This is a genomic window from Arthrobacter horti (assembly GCF_030731045.1).
Classification (GTDB): domain Bacteria; phylum Actinomycetota; class Actinomycetes; order Actinomycetales; family Micrococcaceae; genus Arthrobacter_E; species Arthrobacter_E nanjingensis.
In genome coordinates this window covers 399,495-410,017 of sequence record NZ_JAVALS010000001.1, presented here as the reverse complement: position 1 = coordinate 410,017, position 10,523 = coordinate 399,495, and the positions used below count along the sequence as shown (strand labels likewise).

Annotated in this window: 13 protein-coding genes; 1 reads left to right on the top strand and 12 read right to left on the bottom strand. The window is 69.6% G+C overall.

Translation table 11 applies throughout. The features are described 5' to 3' along the window. Positions 1-240: 240 nt before the first annotated feature. From trpA to hisI, 7 genes are all read right to left on the bottom strand, one after another. Positions 241-1,035: a tryptophan synthase subunit alpha gene (gene trpA / locus Q9R02_RS01960; RefSeq protein ID WP_305994950.1), complete on the bottom strand. Its 795-nt coding sequence runs from the start codon at positions 1,033-1,035 to the stop codon at positions 241-243. Then, a complete protein-coding gene (trpB, locus tag Q9R02_RS01955; RefSeq protein WP_305994949.1) occupies positions 1,032-2,399 on the bottom strand; it encodes a tryptophan synthase subunit beta in 1,368 nt (455 codons plus the stop codon). Before trpB ends, trpA begins: the two co-directional genes overlap by 4 nt. Positions 2,400-2,477: 78 nt before the next feature. After that, positions 2,478-3,290, bottom strand: a complete 813-nt coding sequence (trpC, locus tag Q9R02_RS01950) for an indole-3-glycerol phosphate synthase TrpC (protein WP_305994948.1) — start codon at positions 3,288-3,290, stop codon at positions 2,478-2,480. A 4-nt stretch (positions 3,291-3,294) separates the two neighbouring features. Next, positions 3,295-3,549 carry an HGxxPAAW family protein gene (locus tag Q9R02_RS01945; protein ID WP_305994947.1) on the bottom strand — a complete coding sequence of 85 codons (255 nt, stop codon included), beginning with the start codon at positions 3,547-3,549 and terminating at the stop codon, positions 3,295-3,297. Positions 3,550-3,691: 142 nt separating this feature from the next. Then, entirely contained in the window at positions 3,692-4,309 is a 618-nt protein-coding gene (locus Q9R02_RS01940) for a Trp biosynthesis-associated membrane protein (protein WP_305994946.1), read from the bottom strand. Further along, a complete protein-coding gene (locus Q9R02_RS01935) occupies positions 4,306-5,886 on the bottom strand; it encodes an anthranilate synthase component I (RefSeq protein ID WP_305994945.1) in 1,581 nt (526 codons plus the stop codon). The genes Q9R02_RS01940 and Q9R02_RS01935 overlap by 4 nt, the downstream gene beginning before the upstream one ends. Next, complete coding sequence (gene hisI, locus Q9R02_RS01930) at positions 5,886-6,308, bottom strand: phosphoribosyl-AMP cyclohydrolase (RefSeq protein WP_305994944.1); 423 nt, start codon at positions 6,306-6,308, stop codon at positions 5,886-5,888. The genes Q9R02_RS01935 and hisI overlap by 1 nt, the downstream gene beginning before the upstream one ends. A gap of 102 nt (positions 6,309-6,410) precedes the next feature. On the opposite strand from hisI, the gene Q9R02_RS01925 reads away from it, so the two are divergent. Continuing rightward, positions 6,411-7,052 (top strand): TIGR03085 family metal-binding protein, encoded by a 642-nt coding sequence (locus Q9R02_RS01925; RefSeq protein WP_305994943.1) that lies wholly within the window; start codon positions 6,411-6,413, stop codon positions 7,050-7,052. 87 nt (positions 7,053-7,139) lie between these two features. Here the strand turns inward: Q9R02_RS01925 and hisF are convergent, their stop codons facing one another. The 5 genes from hisF to ribA all read right to left on the bottom strand — a co-directional run bounded on the left by hisF (position 7,140) and on the right by ribA (position 10,516). After that, complete coding sequence (gene hisF, locus Q9R02_RS01920; protein ID WP_305994942.1) at positions 7,140-7,919, bottom strand: imidazole glycerol phosphate synthase subunit HisF; 780 nt, start codon at positions 7,917-7,919, stop codon at positions 7,140-7,142. 28 nt (positions 7,920-7,947) lie between these two features. Further along, complete coding sequence (hisG, locus tag Q9R02_RS01915; RefSeq protein WP_305994941.1) at positions 7,948-8,790, bottom strand: ATP phosphoribosyltransferase; 843 nt, start codon at positions 8,788-8,790, stop codon at positions 7,948-7,950. A 133-nt stretch (positions 8,791-8,923) separates the two neighbouring features. After that, on the bottom strand, positions 8,924-9,187 hold the full coding sequence (locus tag Q9R02_RS01910; RefSeq protein ID WP_305994940.1) for a phosphoribosyl-ATP diphosphatase: 264 nt from the start codon (positions 9,185-9,187) through the stop codon (positions 8,924-8,926). 92 nt (positions 9,188-9,279) lie between these two features. Continuing rightward, a complete protein-coding gene (ribH, locus tag Q9R02_RS01905) occupies positions 9,280-9,771 on the bottom strand; it encodes a 6,7-dimethyl-8-ribityllumazine synthase (RefSeq protein WP_305994939.1) in 492 nt (163 codons plus the stop codon). 88 nt (positions 9,772-9,859) lie between these two features. Beyond that, on the bottom strand, positions 9,860-10,516 hold the full coding sequence (gene ribA, locus Q9R02_RS01900; RefSeq protein WP_305994938.1) for a GTP cyclohydrolase II: 657 nt from the start codon (positions 10,514-10,516) through the stop codon (positions 9,860-9,862). Positions 10,517-10,523 lie beyond the last annotated feature (7 nt).

Sequence of the window (10,523 nt, the reverse complement as noted above, 5' to 3'; positions counted from 1 at the left end):
GGGGGTGGGATCCTCAGCGGAGGTCTCTGCTGCGGGAACTTCGTTGTCCGCGGCCTCGTCTGGTGTTTCAGCGAGAGTACCACGGGGACCAGCATCTGAGACGAACGATTCCGCATTCTGGATGCTTTCTTCCGTTACATGACATTCCCTCGTCATGACGGGGTCCACGACGGCAAACGCCCCGGTGGCGGCTCAAGAACTGAGCCGCCACCGGGGCGTTGATCCGGGAAGCCGGTCCGCTCAGGCCACCGGAGTGAAGCCGGCGCTGAGCTCCTGGGTGAGAGCCTCGACGGCGGGCACGCCGCCGTCACGCAGTGCGGAGACCAGGGCGGAGCCGACGATGACGCCGTCCGCGTACGCCGCGATCTCGCGGACGTGCTCCGCACGGGAGACGCCCAGGCCGACGCAGACGCGCTCCGCGCCGGCGTCGTGCGTGGCGGCCACGAGGCTCTCCGCGACGTTGCTGACCTGGCCACGGGCACCGGTGACGCCCATGACAGAGACGGCGTAGACGAATCCGCGGCTCGCCGCGACCGTCATGGCCAGGCGTTCCGGGCTGGAGGACGGCGCCACCAGGAAGATCCGGTCCAGGGAGTACTTGTCCGAGGCCGCGATCCACTCGGCGGCCTCATCCGGGATGAGGTCCGGCGTGACGAGGCCCGCTCCCCCGGCCTCGGCCAGGCGGCGGGAGAACTCGTCCACGCCCATGCGCATGACCGGGTTCCAGTACGTCATGACCACCACTGCGGCGTCGGTGGCGTCGGTGATGCCCTTGACCACGTCGAAGACACTCGCGACGCGGAAGCCGTTGGCCAGCGCCTCGGTGGTCGCGGCCTGGATGACCGGGCCGTCCATGACGGGATCGGAGTACGGGATGCCGATCTCGATGATGTCCGCGCCGTTGCGTGCCAGAGCGATGCCGGCGTCGATGCTGGCCTGCACGTCCGGGTAGCCGGCCGGGAGGTAACCGATGAGTGCCGCGCGGCCCTGGGCCTTGGCCCGGTCGATGGCGGCGGCTGCCTTGGACTCGATCATGCCTTCTTCTCCTCACCCGCGGCGGAGTGACGGGTCGAGAGGGTGGTGCCCCGGACGTTGCCGTCCTCGTCGAGCATCCCGAACCAGTCCGCCGCCGTCTGGACGTCCTTGTCACCGCGCCCCGAGAGGTTCACGATGACGATGAGTTCGCTCGGATCCGCCACGCCCTCGGCCAGGCGGCGCCCGACCTTGATCGCGCCGGCCAGAGCGTGCGATGACTCGATGGCCGGGATGATCCCCTCGGTCTGCGACAGCAGCTTGAAGGCGTCCATGGCCTCGGTGTCCGTGATCGGCTCGTACGTCACGCGGCCGATATCGTGCAGGTAGGAGTGCTCCGGGCCCACGCCCGGGTAGTCCAGGCCGGCCGAGATGGAGTGCGACTCCACCGTCTGGCCGTCCTCATCCTGCATGAGGTAGGAGCGGGCGCCGTGCAGCACGCCGGGGCGTCCCAGCGTGATGGTGGCCGCGTGACGGCCCGTCTCCACGCCGTCGCCGCCGGCCTCGAAGCCGTAGATGGCCACGCCCGGATCGTCCAGGAAGCCGTGGAAGATGCCAATGGCGTTGGAGCCGCCGCCGATGCAGGCGCACACGGCGTCCGGCAGACGGCCGGTCTGAGCCAGGATCTGCTCGCGCGTTTCCTCGCCGATGACCTCGTGGAAGAAGCGGACCATTGCCGGGAACGGGTGGGCTCCGGCCGCGGTGCCCAGCAGGTAGTGGGTGTGGTCCACATTGGTCACCCAGTCCCGGAGCGCCTCATTGATGGCGTCCTTGAGGGTCTGCGAGCCGTTGGTCACGGGGATGACCGTGGCGCCCAGGAGCTGCATCCGGGCTACGTTCAGGGACTGACGGCGGCAGTCCTCCGCGCCCATGTAGACCACGCACTCGAGGCCGAGCAGGGCGGCCGCCGTGGCGGAAGCGACGCCGTGCTGGCCGGCGCCGGTCTCGGCGATCACACGGGTCTTGCCCATGCGCTTGGCCAGGAGCGCCTGCCCGAGCACGTTGTTGATCTTGTGCGAACCGGTGTGGTTGAGGTCCTCGCGCTTGAGGAACACGCGGACTCCCCCGGCATGCTCGGAGAAGCGCTTGGCCTCGGTCAGAAGGCTGGGGCGGCCCGAGTAGTTCTTGTTCAGCTCGGCGATCTCGGCCAGGAAGTCGGGATCGGCCTTCGCCTTGGTGAAGGTGTCCTCGAGCTCATCGAGCGCGGCGATGAGGGACTCAGGCATCCAGCGCCCCCCGTACTCACCGAAGTAGGGGCCTTCCGCATGGCGGAGGTGTCCGTACTGGGACAGGAAGCTCTCGGCGGGGTCCCCGTCCAGGATCCCCTCCGCGTTCTGCCCGGGGTTCTGCGCGGCGTCCTCAGCCATCGCACTCACCGTCCTTACTCGTGATGATTGACGACGACGGCGGCACAGTGGCCGCCGTCGGGTGTTTGTCTGCTGCGCCTAGGCCAGGCGCGTGGCCATGGCCGCGGATCCCGCGTCGCGGAACTCCCGCAGGAGCCCTCGCGGATCCTCGGTCCGGACCAGGGCCTCGCCGACCAGGAGCGCCTGAGCGCCCTGCGAGGCGTAGTGGGTGACGTCCTCGACACCGCGGACACCGGACTCGGCGACCGCGACGGCACCTGCCGGGATCGAGGCGGCGAGTCCGCCGAAGACGGAGCGGTCCACATCCAGGGTCTTCAGATTGCGCACGTTCACGCCGATGATCCTGGCGCCGGCCGCCGCCGCGCGGTCGATCTCCTCACGCGTGTGGGTCTCCAGCAAGACGTTCATGCCGAGCTCGTGAGCGAGCTCGCTGAATCCCTTCAGCTGAGCATCGTCCAGGGCCGCAGCGATGAGCAGGATCAGGTCCGCACCGTGGGCACGGGCCTCCCAGATCTGGTACTCGTCCACCGTGAAGTCCTTGCGCAGCAACGGGACGTCCACCCTGGCGCGCACGGCGTCCAGATCGGCCAGGCTTCCCTTGAAGCGCCGCTGCTCCGTCAGGACGGAGATCACGGAAGCGCCGCCCGCGACGTACTCCTCGGCGAGGGCCGCGGGATCCACGATCCCGGCAAGGTCCCCCTTGGACGGGCTGCGGCGCTTGATCTCCGCGATGACCCTCAGTCCCGGGTCCGCCTCGCCGCCGCCGAGGGCCAGCCAGGCGTCACGGGCCGGGGCCGCGGCACGGGCCGCCGACTCGATGTCACGCTGCGGCAGACGCCGCGCCTGGAGATCCTCCCGGACCCCCTCGATGATGTCGTCGAGGACGGTCACAGAATCAGTGGCCGTTCTTCAGCTTGCTGCCGCCGACACCGTAACCGGCCTTGCGCAGGGCGAAACCGACGATGAGGCCGATGACCATGACGGCGATGCCGCCCCAGAAGACCGGGCTGCTGGCCAGGACGAAGGCGATGGAGGACACGAGGGCGCCGACCAGCATGATGGCGACACAGGTCCACGCAGCCGGGCTGTTGCCGTGGCCGATCTCGTCGGCGTGCGAGGCGGTGGTCTCGGAAGAGACGGTGTTGGTCATGGTGATACTCCTCAAGGATGGAACTGATTACATTCTGCCATTGATCGGGCGTCCGCCGGCGCAGGACGGCAGCGGTGCCCGGATGCTGGAATCACGCGCCGGCGCCGCGGCGGATCCACCACGGCGGGGACGCTCCCGACACTCAGCTGGGGTCTTCTCCGCGGCTCAGTCGGTCCCAGCTGTCGATCGCGTCGAGAGGATCGTCGTCAGCGGCTTCGGAGGCGTCCCGGGCGGCGGGGCGTGCCGCCCCCTTGGAGCCGGCGCCGTCGTACTTTCCACGGCTCACCCAGTGACGCGAGGCGGCCAGCAGCCACAGCGCGCACAGCACCAGCAGAGCGCCGCACACGACGGCGACCGCCGGGAGGGCCGTCAGAGCCACCCCTGCCGGGCCGTTGGACACGCCGGTCTGACGTGCGATCTCCCCGTCGGCCGCGGCGTGCGGGTCAGTGATGACCGTCAGCCCGGCCGCCACGATGCCGATGCCGGCGAGGGCGATGGCCACTGCGATGACCCAGCGGGCGATCCGCCCCGCGATGGTGATCGCGAGCGAGCCTGCCACGCCGACCACGGCCAGCGCCGTCACGGCGGTGGCCGCCTTGCTGCCGGCCACGTGGAGGTCCGGCATGCGCACCCCGCTCTGGGCGAGGGTGACATTGATCCAGCTCTGCGTCGTGGTGCCGAACGCGGCGGCGGCAAGGAGCAGGGTGATCAGGACGACGGTGGCCTTGCGGCTCCATCGCGGGGCGGGGGTGACGATCACGACGCCGCGTCCGCGAGGCCCGCGGCGAGGCCGGGTTCGGCGGCGTGCAACGCCGAAGCGACATGGGCGGCGCGCAGCGGTGCGGCCGCCTTGTTCACGGTCTCCAGCGCCTCATCCGGCTTGTGCGAGTCGGCGACGATGCCGCCGCCCGCCTGGACGTAGGCGGTGCCCTCCAACAGGAGAGCGGTGCGGATGGCGATGGCCATGTCCATGTCCCCGGCGAAGTCCAGATAGCCGACCACGCCGCCATAGACGCTGCGGCGGTGCGGTTCGAGTTCGTCCAGCAGGCTCAGAGCACGGGGCTTGGGGGCCCCGGAGAGGGTGCCGGCGGGGAACGTCGCGGCGAGGACGTCATAGGCGGTGGACGCCGGCGCGAGCTGCCCCACCACGGTGGAGACCAGGTGCATGATGTGGCTGAAGCGCTCCACCTCCATGAACTGCGTGACATCGACGGTGCCGGCGGTGCAGACGCGGGAGAGATCGTTCCGGGACAGGTCCACGAGCATCAGGTGCTCGGCGCGTTCCTTGGTGTCCGCCAGGAGTTCCTCGGACAGGGCCTGATCCGCGTCGTGGGTCTTGCCGCGGGGGCGGGAGCCGGCGATCGGGTGCGTGATGACCTCCCGGTCCTTCACGGCGACCAGGGCCTCGGGGCTGGAGCCGATGATCGCATAGTCGCGCCCGTCCGTGTCCTGGAAGTTGCAGAGGTACATGTACGGGCTGGGATTGCTGTTGCGCAGCATCCGGTAGATGTCCAGGGCGTCCGCCTGCACGTCCAGTTCGAAGCGGCGGGAGATGACCACCTGGAAGACTTCGCCGTCAACGATCGCCTCCTTGCCACGGTCGATCGCGGCCAGGTACTGGTCCTCGGGCCACCGGTGCCGGACGGACTCCAGGTAGTCGGCGGCCGGGGCCAGCGCGGAGACCGCCGCGGCGGCGGGCGCCTGCAGACGGTGCAGCAGGGCGTCGAGGCGCTGCACCGCGTCCTGATAGGCCTCATCGACCCGCTCGGGGCTGTCATCCATGTTGATGGCGTTCGCCACCAGGAGGACCGAACCGTCCACATTGTCATGCACGGCGATGTCGCTCACCAGGTTCAACGCCATCTCGGGCAGCTTGAGATCGTCCTGGGGCGGATTCGGCAGCTTCTCCCAGTGACGCACGGCCTCCCAGCCGACGAAGCCGACCAGGCCGGAGGTCAGCGGCGGCAGCTCGGCGTGACGCTCGGTGCGGAGCGCCTCAAGGGTCAGGCGCAGGGCTTCGGCGGGGCTTCCGGAGGTGGGCACCCCGAGAGGGGGCTCGCCCTGCCAGTGGGTTTCGCCGTCGCGCGTGGTCAGCGTGGCGCGGCTGTGCGCGCCGATGAAGGAGTACCGGCTCCAGGAACCGCCGACGGCGGCCGACTCGAAGAGGAAGGTGCCCGGCCGGGCCGTGCCGTCTTCGGCCAGCGCCAGCTTGCGGTAGAGGCTGATGGGGGTCTCGGCGTCCGCCAGGACCTTCAGGGTCACCGAGATGACCCGGTGCTCGCGCGCCAGCGCGCGGAATTCGTTCAGGCTGGGGGTCAGGGCCGTGGTCTCCAGCACTACAGCGCACCTTCCGTCGTCGCATCGGCGTGGCCGACGACGGCGGGCAGCTGCCGGCCGTCGAAGCAGGTCCGCGTTCCCGTGTGGCAGGCCGCGCCCACCTGGTCGACGCGTACCAGCAGGGCATCGCCGTCGCAGTCCAGAGCCACGGAACGGACCCACTGGACGTGCCCGGAGGTGTCCCCCTTGCGCCAGTACTCCTGCCGCGAACGGGACCAGAAAGTGACCCGGCCCGTGGTGAGCGTGCGGTGGAGGGCCTCGTCGTCCATCCAGCCGAGCATGAGCACCTCGGAGGTGTCGTGCTGCTGGATCACCGCGGCCACCAGGCCTTGGTCATCACGCTTGAGGCGGGCGGCGATTTCCGGGTCCAGTTCAGAGGCCCCGGAAACGCCGGAAGATACGGGAATGGGCTGCTCAGACATCGTCCTCCAGTCTAGTACGGGCGAGACCGCCGCCCGTGCGTGAGGAGGCCGACAGTGCGTCATGCACGTCCCGGAAGGACGTCTCGTGCTACGTTCACATCGATGCGATTTGTGGCACCTTCCCGAGATTTCCTGGCCGAGACCCTGCTCGCGGCCGGGCCAGATGCGCCCACGCTCTGTGAGGGGTGGGACACCCGTCATCTGCTGGCGCATCTCCACCTCCGCGAGACAAGCCCTCGGCGCGCCCTGGGCCTCGCCGTGAAGGCCTTCGCCCCCGCCACCGGGCGTGCCGTGTCCGAACTGGCCGCCACCCTCGACGGCGACGCCTACCGCAGCCTGGTGGAGGAGTTCCGCGCCGGCCCCGGACGGCTCTCTCCCTGGCGTGTCCCCCAGCTGGCCGAGCTGGGCAATCTGGCGGAGTTCTTCGTCCACGCGGAGGACATCCGCCGCGCCGGCGACCGCTGGGCGCCCCGCACACTCGACGCCGACTACGCGGAAGCGCTGTGGACCGACCTCATCCGCCGTGCGGCCCTCCTCTACCGGGGAGTGGACCTCGGGATCGTCCTGGTCCGCCCGAACGGCCCGCGGCATGTCGCACGCCGGGCCCCGGATTCCGTCGCGATTCTGGGAGACCCCGGCGAACTCATGATGCACGCCTACGGACGCGCCTCCCACGCTCTGGTCTCCTTCGAGGGCCGTCCGGACGCGATCGCGCTGCTGCGGTCCGCCGCGCTGGGCGTCTGACACGTTCCGAACGTCCGGTTCCGGACGGCACTGAACTCCGACAGCACGAAGGGCCCGGCCATCGGCCGGGCCCTTCGTCGCTCGGTCCTACCTGACCTCGTACCCGGCCTCCCGAATGGCGGTCTTGACCTGGGCGATCATGTCGTCCGGCCCGAAGTGGAACATCGACGCCGCCAGGACGGCGTCCGCTCCCGCGGCGATGGCCGGCGGGAAGTGTTCCGGCACGCCGGCACCGCCGGAGGCGATCAGCGGGATGTTGACCGCCGCACGGACGGCCCGGATCATCTCCAGGTCAAAGCCGTCCTTGGTGCCGTCCGCGTCGATCGAGTTCAGGAGGATCTCCCCCACGCCGCGGTCGGCGGCTTCCTTCGCCCAGGCGATGGCGTCGATCCCGGTGCCCTGGCGGCCACCGTGCGTGGTGACCTCGAAGCCCGACGGCGTGCCGGCACCCTCAGCAGGGTTCACGCGCCGCGCGTCGACGGACAGGACGAGCACCTGGGAGCCGAAGTGCCGGGTGATCTCATCAATCACCTCGGGGCGGGCCACCGCGGCCGTGTTGATGGAGGCCTTGTCCGCGCCGAAGCGCAGCAGCTTGTCCACCTCGGCCACGCCGCGGACGCCGCCGCCCACGGTCAAGGGGATGAAGACCTCTTCGGCGGTGCGGCGGACCACGTCGAAGGTGGTCTCGCGATTGCCGGAGCTCGCGGTCACGTCCAGGAAGGTGAGCTCATCGGCACCGGCGCGGTCGTAGCGGTGCGCCAGTGCCACAGGGTCCCCCGCGTCACGCAGGCCCTTGAAGTTGACGCCCTTGACGACGCGTCCGGCGTCGACGTCCAGGCAGGGGATGACACGGATGGCGACGGCCATGGCGTTTCCTCTCTTCGTCCCGCTCGGCTCAGATGCGGCAGGCGTGGATGCTGCTGACCAGGATGGCGCGTGCCCCGAGGTCGTAGAGCTCGTCCATGACCTGGTTGGTGGACTTCTTCAGCACCATGGACCGCACCGCCACCCAGTCGGAGTCACGCAGTGGGGAGACCGTGGGCGATTCCAGCCCGGGGGTCAGTGCCGCGGCCTTTTCCACCAGGTCCTTGCGGATGTCGTAGTCCACCAGGACGTATTGCCGGGCCACCAGGACGCCCTGCAGGCGGCGGATGAGGACCTCAGCGGCGGCGTTGCGCTCCCCGGGACGGCCGATCAGCACGGCCTGGGACTTCAGGATCGGCTCGCCGAAGATCTCCATCCCGGCGGCCTTGAGGGTGTTGCCGGTCTCCACGACGTCGGCGATCGCGTCCGCGACGCCGAGGCGCACGGAGGATTCGACGGCGCCGTCGAGGCGGACCACGCGGGCGTCGATCCCGAGGCCCGCGAGATAGTCGCGCAGCAGGCCGTCATAGCTGGTGGCCAGGCGCTTGCCGGCGAGCTGGGTGACGTCCCGGAAGTCGCCGACGGGGCCGGCGAAGCGGAACGTGGAGGCGGCGAAGCCGAGTTCGAGGAGCTCCACGGCCTCCACCTGGGCGTCCAGGAGCAGGTCGCGGCCGGTGATGCCGACGTCCAGGGTGCCCTGGCCGACGTACACGGCGATGTCACGGGGGCGGAGGAAGAAGAACTCCACATCGTTGTCCGGGTCCACCATGACCAGTTCACGGTTGTCCCGCCGCTTGCGGTATCCCGCTTCGGCGAGCATCTCGGCGGCGGCTTCGGACAGGGAGCCCTTGTTGGGAACTGCTACACGCAACATGGTTCAAGCATCTTTCGTCACTGGGCGCGGCGCGCCCGGATGGGTCTGTGGTCGTGAGACTTCAGCCGTGTCCGGACTCGCATCGGAGCCCGGGCACGGAAGAGAGCCGCCGGGCGCAGAGCGCGCCGAGCGGCTAGAGATGCTTGTAGACGTCCTCGAGGCGCAGGCCTTTGGCGATCATGAGGACCTGCAGGTGGTAGAACAGCTGGGAGATCTCCTCCGCAGCCGCTTCATCGGACTCGTATTCCGCCGCCATCCAGACTTCGGCGGCCTCTTCCACAACCTTCTTACCGATCCCGTGGACACCGGAGTCCAGTTCCGCGACAGTACGGGAACCTTCCGGACGGGTTGCGGCTTTTTCGCTCAATTCAGCGAAGAGTGCCTCGAAATTCTTCACGTGCCTAGCCTACTGTGAACCGGCGCCCCGGCCCGAAACGGGCCGGGGCGTTACACCCTATGGGCGCGTGATCCGCCTCACGATGGGACCGGTCAGTCCACCTGGGGAGCCGCGAGACGCAGTGTCAGAGCCGTGGCGACGGCGGCTTCGAGGGCTTCGCGGCCCTTGTCCTCGGACGAGCCGGGAAGTCCGGCCCGGTCAAGCGCCTGCTGTTCGTTGTCACAGGTCAGGACTCCGAAGCCGACCGGGACACCGGTGGTCACGGAAACCTGGGTGAGGCCCTGCGTGGCGGACTGGCAAACGTACTCGAAGTGCGGCGTGCCACCGCGGATCACGACGCCGAGCGCCACCAGTGCGTCATAGTGCGGAGCCAGGCGGGCCGCGGCGACGCTGAGTTCGAAGGTGCCCGGGACGGTCACCACCACGGGCTCGGGCAGGCCGGCATCCGCCGCAGCGGCACGCGCGCCGGCCAGCAGGCCGTCCATCACCTCCCGGTGCCAGCTGGCGGCGACGATCGCCACCCGTACGGGGGCCGCCGTCGTCGTCGCGTCAAGGGTGAGGGTGGGGGCGCCGTGACCGCTCATGGTTGGGCTCGCTTTCGCTTGGGTCGATGGGAATGGCGCCTGGGGCGCCGGGAAGGCCGTCTGTGACCTCGTATGACGGACTCCTCCGTCAGGAGGCTCCGCCCTGGAGCTCCACGTCTTCAGCCTCGAGGCGGAGGCGGTGGGACATGCGGTCCTTCTTGGTGCGCAGGTACCGGAGGTTCTCCTCGCGGCTGGGCACCTCGGTGGGGACCATCTCCACGACGGTCACGCCCGCCGCGGCCAGGCGCTGTTCCTTGTCCGGGTTGTTGCTCAGGAGCCGGATCTCCGTCAGGCCCATCTCCGCCAGGATCTGGGCGGCCGCCTTGTAGCACCGGGCGTCCACCGGAAGGCCGAGCTGCTCGTTGGCCTCCACCGTGTCGAAACCCGCCTCCTGGAGGGCGTAAGCCTTCATCTTGTTGGCCAGCCCGATGCCGCGGCCCTCCTGGCCGCGCAGGTAGAGCAGCGTGCCGCCCTGCTCGCGGATGAGGTTGAGCGCCAGGGCCAGCTGCTCGCCGCAGTCACAGCGGTACGAGCCGAACACGTCGCCCGTGAGGCATTCGGAATGCAGCCGGACCAGCGGCGCCTGGCCATTGACCGGAGCCTGCGGCGAACTCACGGCCAGGTGCTCGATCCCGGTGGCGTCATCGGTCCACGCCTGCGCCACGAACTCGCCGAAGGCGGTGGGCAGCTTGACGATGGGTCCCCCGCTGACGGGGTGTTTGCGGTGAGTCTTTTCCGGGCTCATGTTTCCT